Here is a 16,181-nt window from a genome sequence, read left to right on the forward strand (position 1 = left end):
CCGGCCCGCGGGCCGCACCACCGACCTCGAGCTTGCGAGCTCGGCCAAGGAGAGCTCGATGACCACTGCGTCCCGTGACGAGGCGCCGACCGTCCTGGTGACCGGCGGCGCCGGCTTCATCGGCAGCCACACCTGTGTGGAGCTGTTGGAGCACGGCTACCGCGTGGTCGTGGTGGACAACCACGCCAACAGCTCGCCCGAGGCGCTGGCCCGGGTGGAGAAGATCGCCGGAGCGCCGCTGGCGGCCTCCTACCAGCTCGACCTGCGGGACGCGGACGGCCTCGACGAGGTCTTCCGCCGGCACAGTTTCGACGCGGTGATCCACTTCGCCGCCATGAAGTCGGTGCGCGAGTCGGTGGAGATCCCGCTCGAGTACTACGACGTGAACCTCGGCGCGATGACCTCGCTGCTCAAGGCCATGCAGCGGCACGGGGTGGACCGGCTGGTCTTCTCCTCCTCCTGCTCGATCTACGGCGAGTCCGACGCGCTGCCGCTCACCGAGCGCAGCCCGGCCCAGCCGACCAACGCCTACGCGCGCTCGAAGTGGATCTGCGAGCAGATGCTCGCGGACCTGTGCCGCATCCGGCCGGAGTTCGCGGTGCTCTCTCTGCGCTACTTCAACCCGGCCGGCGCGCACCCCTCCGGCCAGCTCGGCGAGGACCCGCGCGGCATCCCGGGCAACGTGATGCCCTTCGCCATGCAGGTGGCGGTGGGCCGCCGGGAGAATCTGAGCATCTTCGGCGGCGACTTCGAGACCCCGGACGGCACCGCGCTGCGCGACTACATCCACGTCGTGGACGTCGCCGACGGCCACCGCGTCGCCCTGGAGAAGCTCGGCGTCACCGCCTCCGGCCCCCTCGGCGAGGCCCCGACCGGGATCCAGGTGCTCAACCTGGGCACCGGAAAGGGCAGCTCCGTGCTCGAGCTCGTGCACGCGATCGAGAAGGCCTCGGGCCGCCCGGTCCCGTACGAGATCATCGAGCGGCGGGCCGGCGACGTCACCAGCCTGATCGCCTCGGCGGCCGAGGTGGAGCGGCTGTGGGGGTGGCGCACCACGCGCGACCTGGAGCAGATGTGCGCGGACGCCTGGCGCTTCCAGGAGGCGAACCCGGACGGCTACGGCGGCTGGGACGCGAACGCCTGATCGCGCGGCCGATAATCCGTTGACCGCATCTGCCGGCGTCGCGACCATGCCCTGGTGACCTTCACGGACGACGACGTCGCGCAACTCTACGATCTGACGAATCCCTGGGCCGCCGAGCAGTGGCCGGGCGACCGGTTCTACCACGCACTCGTCATGGCCGCGGGGTCAGTGCTCGACGTCGGCTGCGGTACCGGCCAGATGCTGCACGAGGCCCGAACCCGCGGCCATCGCGGTCGTCTGGCCGGCATCGATCCCGATGTGGCGGCCCTGCGTCGGGCGCGGCGTCGGGAGGATGTCGAGTGGGTTGAGGGCAAGGCCGCCGACATCCGCCCGCATCGGGAGTTCGACCTGGCCACGATGACGAGCCACGCCTTCCAGTGTCTGCTGTCGGACGAGGAGATCCGGCTGTCCCTGGCCGCGATCCGAGGCGCGCTGCGCAACGGCGGCCGCTTCGCCTTCGAGACGCGCCACCCCCAGGCCCGGGCCTGGGAGCAGTGGGCCGTCGGAGATTCCGGGGACATCGCGTTCTCCGACGGCCGTGTCCTGCGCATGCGGTACCGGGTCGAGGCCCGCGGCGACATCGTCGAGCTGATCGAGGTCACCGCCCTGGCCGACGGCACGGTGCTGCGCGAGGACACCGGCAGTCTGCGGTTCTTGGACGTGGAGCCGCTCAACGCGTTCCTCGCCGAGGCCGGGTTCGAGATCGAGGCGCAGTACGGCGACTGGAGCCACGGGCCGATCACGCTGGAGAGCAAGGAGATCGTCACGATCGCCCGGGCGGCGTAGCGGCGTGGCGCGTCTGCCTAATTTCGGCCCGCATACAGTGCCTGGGCACTGCCCCAGAGGCTGCTGCGGTTGAGGTGGTCCGGATGCCGCCGGATCATGGCGTGGTAGAAGCCCTCCGGAGTCGGCTCCGACTCGAGCAGTTCGTCGGTGTCGGCAAGGTAGCGGCGGGTCTGGCGGATCTGGCGGCCCGCATCGTCGTCGTGCTCGGCGTTCTTGTGGCCGGCCACGATCCGGCCCGCACCCAGCGCTTCGACGACGTCGATGGCACGGCGCCACGCCTCGCGCCCTCCGTCGCGTGATTCGACGAGGTACTGGTGGACGCCGTCGTAGACCACGTCACCGGCAACTACGAGGTCGAGGGCCGGGGCGTGCAGCACGCTGGTGTCGTCCGTGTCACTGTGTCCGACCTCGATGATGGACAGCTCGTGCCGTTCGAGCACGAGCCGGTTGCCGAGGTCCTCGGTGGGGACGGCCGTGACGGGCGTCGCCGGGATCTGCCCGGGCAGGATCTTGTCCCAGAACCCGGCGCGCGCCTGGGCGGCGCGGTGCATCTGCTCGATGGTCGCGGCCGTGGCCACCACCCGGGCACCGGGAAACCGCTCGGCCACGCTCGCGGCGGTGAACCAGTGGTCCCCGTGCGCGTGGGTGGCGAAGACGTACGTCAGCCTTCTGCCGACGGCCTCGACTCGGTCCGCGACGGCCCGCGCCTGGGCGGCGGTGAGCGGCGGATCGACGAGGATCGCCTCCCGCTGACCGTAGATGAGCGTCGTGGACACCGGCGCCCAGGTACGCGCACCGCCGTCCGGCAGGAGATCCGGCAAGGCGAGCGCAATCGCCGGGGACACGAGGACCTCGTAGCTCAAATCGATCTCGGACATGAGAGTGCTCCTTCGAGTCGTCCGGGCCGGACGTGAGATCCGGCTCGGAAAGCGTTGGGCGACCCAACGTTGTGAGGCCCAACGTATCAGACATCAGTTGGGGTGCCCAACGGTTATAGTGAGGGCATGGGTGATGCGCACGAAGATCTCCAGCCCCCGGCCCGGCTGCGGGCCCTGACGAGCTGGCAGGCGCACAAGGTCTCCACCGTCGGGGCCCGCATGACCGCCAGGCACATGCCGCTGACCGCGCGCTCCGACTTCGCCGTCCTGGCCGCGCTGGAGGAGTACGGCCCGCTCAGCCAGGCCGATCTCGGCAGGCGGCTGGGGTTGGACCGCAACGACGTCAGCGGAATCGTCACCCGACTGCACACCGGCGGCCACGTCGACCGCGAGGCCAACCCCGAGGACCGGCGCCGGAACCTCGTCACCGTGAACAAGACAGGCCTGCGCTACCTCGACGAGATCCAGCGCAACGCCGACAAGGCCCAGGCCGAACTGCTCTCAGGCCTGGACGCGAACGAGCGCCGCCAACTCCATGCACTGCTGGCGAAGGCGCTCGAGGCCCACCGGGGAGAGCCTGCGTAGGGCAGGCAGATGCGACAAGGCCCTGACCTCTTCGGGCCGGTCAGTGGGAGTGATGTCCCGAGCTCGAGTCGCCGTTTCCGCCATGGTGGCTCGGCGGTGTGCCTTGATAGCCGCCGGCAGAGTTGAGCTCGAACCGATACTCGTAGCGGAGCAGCTTCACCAACTCGGTGGTCAGCTGTGCGATCGCGTCGGAGATCGCCTGCGTGACCGCGTCCGTTACGGCGGCGTCCGCGGAAGCGACGGCGGCCGCGGTGCTGTCGGCGGCCTCGCTTTGGCTGCCCACTCGCGCGATCCGTGCGCGGGCGAAGGGCGAGAACCTGTAGAGGTGCCGGTCCAAGCCGGCCGAGTGGGCCAGTCCGGCGAGAGCGCGGTCCGCTTCGTCGCTCTCGCCGCCGTGGGCGACTCGATCCAGCCGGGCTTTGGCCGCGTCGCGGCGCGTCTGATCGAGCAGCGTGGCGGACATGGGCGCCGGCACCGGGCTTCGGCGGCGTTCGAGGCGAAGCACGCCTTGATCGGCCAGGATCGACAGGTATCTGTTGACCATCCCGAAGCCGGCCGGGGTGTCCTTGAGCCAGGTGCGCAGCGACGGCGCGGCGCTCGCGCCGAGTGAGGCCAAGGCGCTGTCCAGCCTCTTGTCCCCGGTCTCCGCGACGTCGAGCACCGTGATCCTGTTGGCGTTCATCGTGATGCGGTGCGCGAGCGCCAGATCGACCAGGACCGACGCCCGCAGGGCGAACTTCATCCGGTCGACCTCGCGTATCTGCCCGCTACGCGGCACGAACGCGAGGAGCAGCAGGTCTTCCCCCGAAGTCATGGCCCTGATGGTAGAGGCTTCGCCACGCGGGGTCCATAAGGTCGGAGGCTTGCCCTAGTTCCCCGTGGTAGTACTGGGCGACGCGGACGCCGTGGTCGTCGCGGCGCCGGCCGCCGAGCTGGGCGCGGCCATCACAGCGCCCTGCATGGCGGGGATGGACACGGCCTGGCCGTAGTAGTCCAGGTTGCCCGGGTTGGTTCCGAAGTTCGTGGACAGGTCGATTCCGGCCGTGGCGGCCGCTGCTCCCGGCTGGGGGACGGGGACCTGAGTGTGCGTCGGGTCCCAGCTCGCGGCCGGGCCCTGGGCGAGGCCGGGGTCCGTGGAGGAGCCGGTGTCGTTGCCGTTGAGGGTCTCCTGGCCGGTGGAGGCGCGCCAGTCGCTCAGCGAGGTGTAGCTGTTGCCGCCCCACTGCAGGCGCCAGTGCGCGGCCAGGGAGTAGTAGGCGTTGCCCTGCAGCTCCACCTGCGAGGTGTGGAAGCTGGAGGAGGTCTTGATCAGCGAGCCGAACTCGGCGATGAAGACGTTGTCGCGGATCGAGGCGCCGTGCAGGCTCGAGCCGAGGTTGAGCAGCGGGGACTCGGCGCCGTGGCCGTTCTGGACCACCGTGTTGTGGTAGACCTCGACGTCGGTCTCATAGCCGTCGACCATGAGCAGGCCGTAGGTGATCGAGTCGTTGTCGGTCGGGCTGAGCGCGTCGTTCATGCTCACGTTGAACCGCACCACGTTGCCCGACGAGGCGGCCGAGGAGTGGCCGGCGTAGACCATGTAGCCGGGGCCGTAGTTGTTGTAGGTCAGGTTGTATTCGAGCACGGAGTCGAACGTGCTCTGGTCCAGGTCGAACCCGCCGCCGTCGGTGTAGCCGGCGGTCCGGTTGGAGTAGGAGACGTTGTGCTCGATGACCACGCCGGTGGAGTCGTGCGCCCAGATGCCGACCGGGCCGGATTCCGAGTCGCAGTCGCCGCCGTTGCCGTAGGCGACCGAGTTCTCCACCGTGCCGCCGCTCACGCCGCCCAGGCTGATCCCGCTGCCGGTGGAACCCTGGTGGTCGGAGGCGTTGCCGAGGTTGTCGTAGGCGGCGACGCCGGAGATGGTCAGGGACTGGATCGGGTAGCCGGCCGAGGGCTTGAGGTCCGACGGGCCGAAGGTGATGATCCCGTTGTCCCGGTTCGCGTGGGCCTTGGTGTCGGTGATGGAGACGTCGGTGAACCCGGCCGTCCCGGCGCCGCCGCCGATCGATATGCCGTCGCGGTAGCCGGAGACGTCGAGGCCGGTGAGCGTGAGTCCGGCGAGCTTCCGGTTGCCCGAAAGCGTGTTGTACACGTCGACGCCGGCATTGGCCGAGCTGTTCGCGCCCGGGCCCTTGATGGTCAGGTTCTGCAGGGTGATGCCGGCGGTGTTGTAGATGGTGACGGCGGGCGCGTGGGCGCTGCTGATCACGGCCTGGCCGGTGCCGTAGGAGCCGACGACCACGGGATGGGCGGCGTCACCGGCCACCCCGGCCTTGAACTCCAGGCTGCCGGTGAAGGTGGCGCCGCCCTGCAGCAGCAGCCGTTGGCCCGGCCTGAAGCTCTGCTGGTCGGCGCGGGCGAGGGTGCGCCAGGCGGTCGCGGGGGACGTACCCGCGGCCGAGTCGCTGCCGGTGGAGCTGACGTAGTAGGTCAGTCCGGCCGCGCCGCCGGAGGCCGAGGGGCTTGGGGGGGAACCGGAGGAACCCGCCGCGCTCGGGGTGGCGGACTTGCCCGCGGCGAGTCCGAAGTGGATCCCGACCACGGTCAGGCCGGTGGCCAGGAGCAGCAGCAGCGTGCGGCGCCGGGCGTTGCCGTGCACGGGTTTGATGAGCACGTGCTGTGGCGCGGGGGCGTCGAGGTTCTCGTCGGGCTCTTCGCCGGGCGGCTGCGTCACGCGTCAAACTTCCTTCGCCTCCCGGCTGCGCACGCGGCGCCGCACGGACCCCAAATTCGGCCTGCGCCCTGGCGGGACCGGAGCGGTCCGTCACTCGGCTGCGGGCGCACAGCCGACCAGAAGTATCGGAGACTAGAGATATCAGGGGGCTGATCGCCGTCGCTCGTCGCGTCGAGCCGGTACGACGCACGCCCCGACGGCCTTTGTCACCCTGGGAATTATAAGCCATGGAGACCGGCGGATCCGCCCGCCGAACTCCCCATCAGGTCGCAGTGGCCGCATTCCCCTCGCGGACCGCAGCGTCCTGATGCGACGTAACGGGCGCGCCGGCCCGCGGACGGGGCCGGCGCGCCGGTTTCAGCGTGCGGCCGCGGGACGGCCGAGCGCCGCCACGGTCCAGCCGGCGCCGCGCCAGGCGGCCAGGTCCAGCGTGTTGCGGCAGTCGACGAGGTGGGGCTGGGCGACCCACCCGGCGGCCTCGACGGGATCGATCTCGCGGAACTCAGGCCACTCGGTGGCGTGCACCACGACCTGCGCGTCCCGGGCGGCCTCGCGCGCGCTGTCGGCGAAACCGAGGTGCGGCAGGTACTTCGCCGCGTTGTCGCGCGCCTCCGGGTCGTACACCGTGACCAGCGCGCCCTCGCCCGCCAGCGCGTCGGCGACGGCCAGCGACGGCGAGTCGCGCACGTCGTCGGAGTCCGGCTTGAACGCGGCGCCCCACACGGCCACCCGCCGGCCCTCGAGGCTGCCGCCGCACAGTTCGCGTGCGAGGGTGACCGCGCGGGCCCGGCGGCGCAGGTTGATCCCGTCCACCTCGTGCAGGAAGGCCAGGGCCTGGCCGACGCCGAGTTCGCGCGAGCGGGCCGCGAAGCCGCGGATGTCCTTGGGCAGGCAGGCGCCGCCGAAGCCGAGGCCGGGCTCGAGGAAGCGCGTGCCGATGCGGGGGTCGAGCCGCAGCGCCTGGGCCAGCAGCACCACGTCCGCGTCCGCCGCCTCGCACACCTCGGCCATCGCGTTGATGAACGAGATCTTGGTGGCCAGGAAGGAGTTCGCCGCGGTCTTCACCAGCTCGGAGGTGGCCAGGTCCATGGTCAGGAACGGCACACCGTCCTCGAGCAGCGAAGCGTAGACGTCGCGCAGCGCCTGCTCGGCCTCGGCCGACTCGACGCCGACGACCAGCCGGTCCGGGTGCAGCGTGTCGGCGACGGCGTGGCCCTCGCGCAGGAACTCGGGGTTCCATGCGGTCTCCACCGCCGCCGGCGCCAGCTCGCGCAGGCGGTCCGCGACGGCGGCCGCGGTGCCGACCGGGACGGTGGACTTGCCGACCACGACACAGGATTCGGTCAGGTGCGGCGCCAGCGCCTCGACGGCGAGGTTCAGGTAGCGCAGGTCCGCGGCGTCGCTGCCGGCCGACTGCGGGGTGTTGACGCACAGGAAGTGCACCGCCCCTTCGCCGCCGAAGGCCGCGAGCTCAGCGGGATCCGTGGTGAAGCGCAGCCGCCCGGAGGCGACGTTGCGCGCGAGCACCTCGTTGAGCCCGGGCTCGAAGAAGGGGGAACGGCCGGAGGCGAGTACACCGATCTTCTCGGCGTCCACGTCCATTCCGAGTACCTCGAACCCCAACTCGGCCATACACGCCGCGTGGGTAGCCCCCAGATAACCCGTACCCGTCACTGTGATCCGGCGCTTGCCCACCCGAGCCATCCATCCGTAACCGATGACTTACATGTAGTAGTAAGTTCATAAAAACAATCAACGTCTCGGACACTGTAGTCGACCAGCGCAGTTCCCAGCACCAGAGGTCGGATCCGTGGACAACGCGGCCGCGACGGTGAGCGTGGCGGGCCCGCATTCCCGTTCCCGCCTGCGCCCGCGCGCCAACGCCCGCCCCTGGATCGGGTACATGTGAGAGTGTCGATTCATGGACAGACCAGTGACCTTCGCAATAGTCGGCAGCGGTTGGCGTGCCGAGTTCTTCGCCCGGCTCGCCGCCGTCATGCCGGAGCGCCTGGCCCTCGTGGGCGCCGCGACCAGGCGGCCGGAGCGCGCGGAGGAGATCACCGCGCGCTGGGGGGTGGCCACCTACCTCTCGCCGACCGAGCTGATCACCCGCCAGAAGCCCGACTTCGTGGTCAGTTCGGTGCCGTGGCCGGTGAATCCCGAGGTCATCGCGACCCTGGTGGAGGCGGAGGTGCCGGTGCTGGCCGAGACGCCGCCCGCGCCCGACGACGAGGGCCTGAGCGCGCTGTGGGACCGCGTCGGATCGCGCCGCCTGGTCCAGATCGCCGAGCAGTACCTGCTGATGCCCGCCCACGCCGCGCGCCACGAGGTGGTCCGGCGGGGCTCGATCGGCACGCCCACCAGCGTGCAGGTGTCCTCGACGCACGGCTACCACGCCGTGTCGATGATCAGGGGCCTGCTGGGCGTCGGCGCCGACCGGCCGGTGCGGGTGGCCGCGCAGCGCTTCACCGCGCCGCTGCTCGACCCCCTCTCCCGGGAGGGCTGGACCGGGGCCGAGGAGCCCGCGGACGCGACCACGACCCTGGCCACGCTCGACTTCGGCGGCGCCAGCGGGCTCTACGACTTCACCGACAACCAGTGGCACAACCGCCTGCGGCAACGCCGCATCCTCGTGCGCGGCAGCCTCGGCGAGATCGCCGACGACACGGTGGTGCGCTGGGGCGGGCCGCGCACGGTGATCACCTCGGAGATCACGCGCTCGCAGCTCGGCCACGACCTCAACCTCGACGGCCACGACACCGAGCACTTCGTGTTCGAGGGCGAGGTCGTCTACCGCAACCCGTTCGTCGGCCTGCGGCTGATGGACGAGGAGATCGCCATCGCGACGCTGCTGGTCGCGACCGGCGCGTGGGTGCGCGGCGAGGGCCCGGAGCCCTACCCGCTGGCCGACGCGTGCCAGGACCACCACCTCTCCCTCGCCATCGACCGGGCCGCGGAGTCGGGCGCGCCCGTCGTGGCGGAGGTCGGACCTTGGGCCGGCGCGGTCTCCTCGCCGAAGTAGGCCACCGGCCGTCCGGCCGTGCCATCCGGGTGCGAAAGCCCAGGTGGGACGGCCGGACGGCGGCGTTCTCGCACGCTTCGAGGCACGGCGGCGCGGCAATTCGGGAGCTATCGGCAGATATTCCCGCGTAACCGCTGCTCAGCACCCCTGGCGCTGGAGCCCCGCGTGTATCAAGCTGAAGAGAGAGAATGCGAGAGTGGGTGAGTGCCATGCGCACTCGACTTCGGCCGGATCGCCAACTCGTCGCCCGGATGGGCGTGACGATGTTCCTGCTCGGGCTGCTCTACGTCGCGTTCGCGGCCGCGCTCATCGTGCTCCTGAAGTCGCTCGCGCTGATCGTCGTGATTCTCGGCGGGATGCTGGTGGCGCAGTACTGGTACTCCGACAAGATCGCCCTCGCCGCCCTGCACGGGCACCTGGTGACCGAGGACGAGGCCCCGGAGCTGCACGCGATCGTGGACCGGCTGTGCGCCAACGCGAACCTGCCCAAACCGCGGGTGGCGATCGCCGACCTCGAGCTGCCCAACGCGTTCGCCACCGGGCGTGACGCGCGACACGCGGTGGTGTGCGTCTCCACCGGACTGATCCGGCGGCTCGACGGGCCGGAGCTCGAGGGCGTCATCGCGCACGAACTGGCCCACGTGGCCCACCGCGACGTCGTGGTCATCACGCTCGCCTCCTTCCTCGGCGTCCTCGCGGGCCTGCTGATGCGCACCGCGATCTACTCCCAGCTGCTCGGCGGCCGCCAGCGCGACCAGAACATGCTGGTCATCATGGGCGCCGTGGCCGTCGTGTCCACCGCGGTGTACGCGATCAGCTTCCTACTCATCAGGACCCTGTCGCGATACCGGGAGCTGGCCGCCGACCACGACGCCGCGGTGCTGACCGGGCGCCCCTCGGCCCTCGCGTCGGCGCTGGTCAAGGTGGCCGAAACGCCGGCGCGCATTCCGACCAAGGACCTGCGTGCCGCGCAGGCGTTCAACGCGTTCTTCTTCTCCCCGGTCGGCACGCAGTGGACCCTGTTCTCCACCCATCCCACCCTGCAGCGGCGCCTGGACGAGTTGGAGAAGGTCGGCGCCCAGCTCGGCGAGATGACCGAGGCGCGCTGAGCCGGGCCCCTTCTCCGCCGATGCCTCGGTTCCGCGGATGCCTCGTTTGGCCGATGCCTCGTTTCGCCGATGCCTCGGTGGACGACCGCAGTCGAGACCTCAGTCGACGATCAGGACGAGCTTTCCCCGGGCGTGCCCGGCGTCGCTCAGCCGCTGGGCCTCGGCGGCCGCGGTGAGCGGGTGGACGGCGCCGACGGTGGCGACCAGGTCGCCGGCGGCGGCCTGCCGGGCGAGTTCGGCCAGGCGCGCGGCGGACTGGCGCTGCGGGCCGTGCTCGAAGACGACGCCGAGCTCGTCGGCGCGGAAATCGGCGATGGTCACGATCCGGCCGGTACCGCCCCGCAGCGTGATCGAGTCCTCCAGCGCTCCCTTGCCCGCGGCGTCGAACACCGCGTCCACGCCGTCGGGGGCCAGTGCGCGCACCCGCTCGACCAGGCCGTCTCCATAGACGAGCGGTGCGGCGCCGAGCGCGGCGAGGTGGTCCTGGTTGCCGGGCCCGGCGGTGCCCAGGACGCGCGCGCCGCGGGCGAGGGCCAGCTGAACCGTGACACTGCCGACGGCCCCGGCCGCGCCGTGGATCAGCAGGGTCTCGCCGGCGGTGACGCCCAGCGCGTCGATCACGCGCTCGGCGGCATCGGTCGCGACCGGAAGTGCGGCCGCGTGCGCCCAGTCGAGGCCGGCCGGCTTGGCCGCCAGGACCGTGGCGTCGGCCAGCGCGTATTCGGCGTAGGCGCCGGTCTGCGTCCAGCCGAGCACCTCGTCACCCGCCGCGAGCCCCTCGACCCCCGCGCCGACGGCGTCGACGACGCCGGCGAACTCGCTGCCGGGGATCGCGGGCAACGGGGTCGGGAAGAACGCCTGCATGCTCCCGGAGCGGATCTTGCCCTCCACCGGGTTCACGCCGACGGCCTTGACCCGCACGCGGACCTGCCCGGGGCCGGGCTGGGGGATCTCGAGCTCGGCGGTGCGCAGGACGTCGGCGGTGCCGAAGCGCTCGAAGGTGATGGCCTTCATCTGGGACTCCCAAGGGTCGGCGACGTGGTCGGTATCGTGTCGCTCACGAAGTGCTTCGAATTCGAAGCACATAATGAGACTAACCTGCTTCGAATTCGAAGCAAAAGGGCAGGGGGCAGTGACGCTCGTCACATGTTTCGAATTCGAAGCAGGTACCATGGAGCCATGACGGACGGACTCGATCCCCGGGAGCTCGGCACCTATTTCGCGCTGATGGAGGCCGTGGGCGTGCTTCAGCACCACGTCGAGCAGCAGCTGCGCGCCGAGGGCGGGATCAGTTACGTGCAGTTCCAGCTACTCGCCCGCCTCGCCGACGCCGACGGGCCGCTGACGATGACGCAGCTGGCCGACGGCGTCGTCTACAGCCGCAGCGGCCTGACCTACCAGGCCGGGCTGCTGGAGAAGGCCGGCCTGATCACCCGCGGCAGCTTCGCGCAGGACGAGCGCGCCACACTCGTGAGCATCACCGACGAGGGCCGGGCTCTGGTCGGCCAGGTGCTCCCCGGCCACGTCCAGGTCACCCGCAGGCTCCTGTTCGACTCCCTGTCCGACGACGACCTGCAGCACCTCGGCGCGATCATGACGCGCGTACGCGACCACGCGCGCGCCCAGCCCCCGCGCTCCGCCGCCCCCCGCAAGCGCAGAGCCGCAGCCGACGCCGCAGCCGACGCCGCGCCCGACTCGCCCGAGTGAGGACCCGGACCTACTCGACCGACTCGGTCACCGACTCGATGTGCACCTGGTCGTTCGGAACGCCGTCGCCGGAGCCGTTCACGTCGTTCGAGCCGGCCTGCGCGACCTGCTGAATGATGTTCAGACCCTCGGTGATGGTGCCGAACGGCGTGTAGGCGGGATCGATCGACGAATCCTTGTACACCAGGAAGAACTGGCTGCCGTTGGTGTCCGGGCCGGCGTTCGCCATGGCCACCACCCCGGCCTTGTAGGTCACCGCGCCTTCCGAGTCGGGCGTGCCGAGCGAGGCCAGGTTCTCGTCCTGGAACGCGTAGCCGGGCCCGCCCGCGCCGGTTCCGGTCGGATCCCCGCACTGCAGCACGTAGATTCCGACGGTCACCAGGCGCGTGCAGTCCGTGTTGTCGAAGTACCGCTTCTCGATCAGGTAGACGAAGGAGTACACGGTGTACGGCGCGGCGTTGCCGTTCGCAGTGAAGACGATGTTCCCGCGATTGGTCTTGATGGTGACCGTGTAGGTCTTGTGCGCCGGCGCCGCGGCGTACGCGGGGACACCCACACTGCGCGCGGCCGTACCGCAGACGTGGTAGCCGATGGGCTCACTCGAGATGCCGGCCGCCGTGCTGCACGACTGCGGCGTGTCCCCCGCCGGAGAGGAAGCCTCGGCCGAGGGCTGCGGGGCCGCGCTCTGCGGGGCGCTGGAGGTCTGGACGCCCCCGGCCACCGCGGGACTGGGCGCCGCGCCCCCGAGCAAGGCGATCGCGATACCCGCGACGATGACCGCGAGCGCGACGGATATGACGATCACCGCCGTGGCCGCCGAGCTGCGTGAACGGAACGCCCCGGGCCGCTGCGGCACCGTCGGCCAAGGGGCGGGCTGCTGGGGATACGGCTGCTGCTGCGGATAGAACTGCGGGTTGCCGGGCTGCGGGTACTGATGCGGGGGCTGCGGGTACTGACCGCCGGGCTGCGGATACGGCGGTTGCTGCGGGTAGGGCTGCTGCTGCGGATACTGCGGATACTGTGGGTACGGCTGCTGCGGGTAGGACGGCGGCTGCGGCGGCACGTTGCCCTGGGGCACGCCGCCCTGCTGCGGTACATAGTCCTGCGGCACGGCGTCCTGCGGCTCCTGGCCGGGGCTCACCCAGCCCGAGTTCCCACCGTTCGGCTGATCCCCGGTTGCCACGAGCTGATCCCCCATCCGACCACCGCCAGGCGAGCACCGGGCTCGGGCACTGTACTCGGACTCCCGGGCGGTGTTCAACGCATTCTCCCACGCCGCCGAGCGTCTCAGCGCTCCAATTCGCTTGCGGGCGCACCCGGTCGGTGATCGAATGCCGCCATGACGTCGACCGGCCCCCGCGAGTCCTCGACGTTCTATCAAGCCGCCGACGGCAGCGAGCTGCCCCTGCTGCTGTTCGAACCGGGCGACGGCGCGCAGCCGCGGGCGGGAATCATCGTGTTCCACGGCGGCGCTCTGCGCGAGGGCTCGGCCGACGGGCTCGCCGCGCACTGCCGGAAGCTGGCGTCGGCCGGGATCTTCGCGGTCTCGGCCGGGTACCGTCTGCTCGGCCGTGGGGCCTCGAGCATCGGCGACTGCGTCGCCGACGTGCGGCGCGCGGTCGAGCAGTTCGGGCGGTTGGCCGCGTCGCGCGGTCTTGACGCGCCGCAGCTGGCCTCGGGGGGCAGCTCGGCCGGCGGCCATCTCGCGCTGGTCGCGGCGATGGCCGCCCCGGACGGGCCGGCCGCGACGCCGGAGCCCGGCGTCGCGGCCGTCGCGGCCTTCAATCCCGCGGGCCTGGATCTGGGCTCGATGGACCCGGATGCCCGGCGCCGGCTCGAAGACCGGGTCGGCCTCGCCCCCGGCCGGCTGACCGACTACTCACTGATCGAGCTCGTGCGGCCGGGCAATCTACCGGTACTGATTCACCACGGCACGCGCGACGGGATCGAGCCGATCGACCAGGTGCGGCGGTTCCGGGACGCCATGGAGCGCGCCGGCAACGCGTGCACCCTGTACGAGTACGAAGACGCCGAGCACGGATTCCACTACCCGGGCGAGGACACCGCGCACTTCGACGCCGTCATGGACGCCACGGTGCGGTTCCTGCTCGATCAGCTCGCAGTGGACTGACGCGAATCGAGGCGTCGGACGTGCCCGTGCCTCAGTCCCCTGCCGCCAGGTTCGGGTCCGCGGGGCCGCCGATGACCGTCCAGGTGCTGCCGCTGCCCGAGTACTGGTCGACGCTCGCCGGTCCGTTCGGGCCGTAGACGACGCCGTACATGCTGGTCTCGCTCTCCGTTTCGGGCACCGGGCCGTTGGTGGAGATCAGCGACCAGCTGTTCGGGGTGCCGGAGTACGCGTAGACCAGGTTGCCGGCCGTGCTGTAGTCGTAGACGTACACGCCCTGGTCGCCGCCGACGAGGTTGAGGATCTCGGCGTTGCCGGTGTTCAGGATCGGGGTCCAGGTCGTGCCGCCGGTCCACGCGGAGACGGTGTCCAGGTCGTCGTCGGCGCGGTAGATCACGCCGTTGCCGACCGCGAAGTCCCAGCCGTGGCCGCCGATGTCGGTCCAGCTGCCGGGGGTGCCGTTGTAGTGCCAGACGTCCCCGGAGGAGTTGGTGGACTGCGCGGTCGCGATCACGCCGTCGGTGCCGGCGTAGATGTTCTGCGCCGAGCCGCCGATGACGCTCCAGCTGTTGGGCGTCCCGTTCCACTCGGCGACGTAGGCCCCGTTCGGCCCGAGTCCGTAGAGGTGGCCCCCGCCCTCGGCGAACTCCTGGCCCGGACCGCCGATCTCGGTCCAACTGCCCGGGGTCCCGCTGTACTCGAAGATGTCGCCCGAGGTCGGATCGGTCGCGAACACCCCCGCGGAACCGGCGTAGACGTGGCTGGCCGGGCCGCCGATGACGGTCCAGCCGGAGCTGAGCCCCATCCACTCGGCCACGTAGCTGTCGGTCGGGCTGAGCGCGAAGACGGTCTGGTCCGTCCACGGTATGTAGATGCGCGACGCGGGCTGGGCCGCCTGAGCCTGACTCGCGCCGGTGCCCGCGGTGAACGCGGCCGCGGTCGCGAACACGGTGGCCGCGACGGCCCTGGTCCCCCTCATGTGCAGCACTGCAATCCCCTCCTGGTTTTTTCGGTTGTTGCGCCCAGCCAGCGTTCCGCCCGCCGGCACGCACGTCATGAGTAGCGCGTACTCACCCCACAGCACGCGCGTCGATCCCGCCGTCAGGCGGGCGGCTGGAAGCCCTTGGCCGCGTGCCTGGTGAGCGACATGCGCACGGCCTCGCTCAGGCTCCCCGCGAAGACGATCTCCAGGTTCTGCCGCACCTTGGCCGACACCCGGCCGAGGTCGCGCTCGTTGCCGACGGACGCGACCAGGCGCTGGGCGAAGGCCTGCCTGGCCACGTGCGCCACGTCGGCGAGCGAGGCGACCGGCAGCAACTCGCCGGAGGAGGCGAGCACGCCGGCCACGGACACCTCGTTGCGCACCATCCGGCCGGTGAGCCCCGAGAGCACCGCGAGCACGACGCCGATCCCGACGTTCGAGGCGTCGGTGGCGCCGTCGGTGGCGGGGACCGGGCCGTAGCTCTGGAAGATCCGGAAGTCGTGCCCGGCGAACCACGCCTCCCAGCCGCCGTCGCGCGGCGGCAGCAGCGTGGCCGCGTTCGCGCGCACGAACGCGACGGCGTCGTGCGCATGCTGATGGACGGCCTCGACCGGCCAGTCCGTGACCTCGACCCGGCCGCCGCCCGGCCGCGCGATCGCCTCGATCGGCACGAGGACGTCGTCCACCGGCGTCCAGGCGAGGCCGACCCGCTGTTCGGTCCGGTGCCGGGAACGCTCCGAGATCCCGCTCAGCCGCTTGGCCTCGGCGGTGGCCTGGGTGATCCGCTCGAGGTCGGCCTCGTAGTCGACCACGACCTTCGTGTGGTCCGCCGGGTCGTACCAGACCGGCACGTGCGAACCCTGGAATTTCAGGGTATGGACTCGAGTGAGCACGCTCGCCTCGAACGGCGGCTCGGCCCGGTCCTCGGGGACCACCCGCAGCACCATGCGGCAGTCGTACCAGGTGTGCGACAGGTCCTCGTCCGGGGAGAAGGCCCCCTTGAGACTGCCCGCCTCGCCCAGCGTCGTCATCGACAGGATCTCGCCGGTCGCCTTGCGACCCTTCTGCCGCAGCTCGTCCAAGAGATGCTTGTGCTTGAACAGCATCGACTCCCCCTCCAGGAG

General features: G+C 71.0%; 15 protein-coding genes. 7 read left to right on the plus strand and 8 right to left on the minus strand.

Going from position 1 to position 16,181, the window contains the following annotated elements:
* The first annotated feature begins 58 nt into the window (after positions 1-58).
* Together galE and KDL01_RS07785 are read left to right on the plus strand one after the other, a co-directional pair.
* Complete coding sequence (gene galE, locus KDL01_RS07780) at positions 59-1,144, plus strand: UDP-glucose 4-epimerase GalE (RefSeq protein WP_212527682.1); 1,086 nt, start codon at positions 59-61, stop codon at positions 1,142-1,144.
* A 54-nt stretch (positions 1,145-1,198) separates the two neighbouring features.
* Positions 1,199-1,930 (plus strand): class I SAM-dependent methyltransferase, encoded by a 732-nt coding sequence (locus tag KDL01_RS07785; protein WP_212527683.1) that lies wholly within the window; start codon positions 1,199-1,201, stop codon positions 1,928-1,930.
* Positions 1,931-1,947: 17 nt separating this feature from the next.
* Here KDL01_RS07785 and KDL01_RS07790 read toward each other — a convergent pair whose 3' ends face one another.
* Positions 1,948-2,808 carry an MBL fold metallo-hydrolase gene (locus KDL01_RS07790; RefSeq protein WP_212527684.1) on the minus strand — a complete coding sequence of 287 codons (861 nt, stop codon included), beginning with the start codon at positions 2,806-2,808 and terminating at the stop codon, positions 1,948-1,950.
* Between the two features lie 126 nt (positions 2,809-2,934).
* On the opposite strand from KDL01_RS07790, the gene KDL01_RS07795 reads away from it, so the two are divergent.
* Positions 2,935-3,393 carry a MarR family winged helix-turn-helix transcriptional regulator gene (locus KDL01_RS07795; RefSeq protein WP_212527685.1) on the plus strand — a complete coding sequence of 153 codons (459 nt, stop codon included), beginning with the start codon at positions 2,935-2,937 and terminating at the stop codon, positions 3,391-3,393.
* A gap of 40 nt (positions 3,394-3,433) precedes the next feature.
* Here the strand turns inward: KDL01_RS07795 and KDL01_RS07800 are convergent, their stop codons facing one another.
* From KDL01_RS07800 to KDL01_RS07810, 3 genes are all read right to left on the minus strand, one after another.
* Positions 3,434-4,207: a GOLPH3/VPS74 family protein gene (locus KDL01_RS07800; protein WP_212527686.1), complete on the minus strand. Its 774-nt coding sequence runs from the start codon at positions 4,205-4,207 to the stop codon at positions 3,434-3,436.
* Between the two features lie 54 nt (positions 4,208-4,261).
* A complete protein-coding gene (locus KDL01_RS07805; RefSeq protein WP_212527687.1) occupies positions 4,262-6,109 on the minus strand; it encodes a right-handed parallel beta-helix repeat-containing protein in 1,848 nt (615 codons plus the stop codon).
* Positions 6,110-6,466: 357 nt separating this feature from the next.
* Positions 6,467-7,813 (minus strand): UDP-glucose dehydrogenase family protein, encoded by a 1,347-nt coding sequence (locus KDL01_RS07810; RefSeq protein ID WP_212527688.1) that lies wholly within the window; start codon positions 7,811-7,813, stop codon positions 6,467-6,469.
* A gap of 229 nt (positions 7,814-8,042) precedes the next feature.
* On the opposite strand from KDL01_RS07810, the gene KDL01_RS07815 reads away from it, so the two are divergent.
* Both KDL01_RS07815 and htpX read left to right on the plus strand, forming a co-directional pair.
* Complete coding sequence (locus KDL01_RS07815; protein ID WP_307846165.1) at positions 8,043-9,131, plus strand: Gfo/Idh/MocA family protein; 1,089 nt, start codon at positions 8,043-8,045, stop codon at positions 9,129-9,131.
* Positions 9,132-9,340: 209 nt separating this feature from the next.
* Positions 9,341-10,240: a zinc metalloprotease HtpX gene (gene htpX / locus KDL01_RS07820; protein ID WP_212527690.1), complete on the plus strand. Its 900-nt coding sequence runs from the start codon at positions 9,341-9,343 to the stop codon at positions 10,238-10,240.
* A gap of 99 nt (positions 10,241-10,339) precedes the next feature.
* Here htpX and KDL01_RS07825 read toward each other — a convergent pair whose 3' ends face one another.
* Positions 10,340-11,254, minus strand: coding sequence for an NADP-dependent oxidoreductase (locus KDL01_RS07825; RefSeq protein ID WP_212527691.1), 915 nt, complete (start codon positions 11,252-11,254; stop codon positions 10,340-10,342).
* 165 nt (positions 11,255-11,419) lie between these two features.
* On the opposite strand from KDL01_RS07825, the gene KDL01_RS07830 reads away from it, so the two are divergent.
* A complete protein-coding gene (locus KDL01_RS07830; RefSeq protein WP_212527692.1) occupies positions 11,420-11,947 on the plus strand; it encodes a MarR family winged helix-turn-helix transcriptional regulator in 528 nt (175 codons plus the stop codon).
* Positions 11,948-11,957: 10 nt separating this feature from the next.
* Here the strand turns inward: KDL01_RS07830 and KDL01_RS44420 are convergent, their stop codons facing one another.
* On the minus strand, positions 11,958-13,130 hold the full coding sequence (locus tag KDL01_RS44420) for a peptidylprolyl isomerase (protein ID WP_307846166.1): 1,173 nt from the start codon (positions 13,128-13,130) through the stop codon (positions 11,958-11,960).
* A 156-nt stretch (positions 13,131-13,286) separates the two neighbouring features.
* Between KDL01_RS44420 and KDL01_RS07840 the strand changes: the two genes are divergently transcribed.
* Positions 13,287-14,078: an alpha/beta hydrolase gene (locus KDL01_RS07840; protein ID WP_212527694.1), complete on the plus strand. Its 792-nt coding sequence runs from the start codon at positions 13,287-13,289 to the stop codon at positions 14,076-14,078.
* Between the two features lie 31 nt (positions 14,079-14,109).
* On the opposite strand, the gene KDL01_RS07845 is transcribed toward KDL01_RS07840, so the two are convergent.
* Positions 14,110-15,054, minus strand: a complete 945-nt coding sequence (locus KDL01_RS07845) for a hypothetical protein (protein ID WP_212527695.1) — start codon at positions 15,052-15,054, stop codon at positions 14,110-14,112.
* Between the two features lie 122 nt (positions 15,055-15,176).
* Positions 15,177-16,181 (minus strand): S16 family serine protease (locus KDL01_RS07850; protein WP_212527696.1); only part of this gene is annotated, 1,005 nt, incomplete at its 5' end.

Origin of the sequence: Actinospica durhamensis (genome assembly GCF_018139695.1) — a bacterium.
Taxonomy (GTDB): Bacteria; Actinomycetota; Actinomycetes; order Streptomycetales; family Catenulisporaceae; genus Actinospica; species Actinospica durhamensis.